Annotated in this window: 1 pseudogene; it reads left to right on the forward strand. The window is 30.1% G+C overall.

Features of this window, described 5'->3' with window-relative positions:
* Positions 1–29: 29 nt before the first annotated feature.
* Positions 30–589 (forward strand): annotated as a pseudogene (locus SK086_RS13600) (hypothetical protein); the annotation flags it as partial.

Below are 589 nucleotides of genomic sequence, written 5' to 3' on the forward strand. Positions count from 1 at the left end.
GTAGCCATTTTAAAACGAAACCGTAGACAATGAAACTAAAACTAATAATATTTCTTTTCTTCGGACTAACTTGTTTGACAAGTTGCTTAAACAAGTCGGCTAACCATTCAACTAAGACAGAAATTGTTGAGATTGAAAATAATGACTTCGAAAACACCAAACATGACATAAATATTGACCAAATTATTTTTGGTGTTTATTGTGGTGAATGTGCCAACCATTGTGCGACAATGTATCGTTATTTCAATGGCGGAAATCAAAATTCTTTTTCAGTCGACTTTACAGATAGCTATTTTAAAAAATCAGAAATCACTTTTGACAGTTACTTCAACGACAAATTTCATTTTGACATTGGCAATGAAATTATTTCAAATATTCCAGATAAGTTATTGAATAATGATAAAACTACTGAACAGTATGGTTGTCCAGACTGTACGGACGAATGTGGAATTTATTTTGAAATAAAGAAAGGAAATAAAAAACAAAAATTCTATATTGACTATCAGACTTCCGAATTGTCGGGCGATATTAAAGTTTTTGCTGAATTTTTAAAAAATAAAATAACTCAACTGGAAAAGAAAAACGGCTA

This window comes from Flavobacterium cheonhonense (assembly GCF_035671315.1).
Lineage (GTDB): Bacteria > Bacteroidota > Bacteroidia > Flavobacteriales > Flavobacteriaceae > Flavobacterium > Flavobacterium cheonhonense.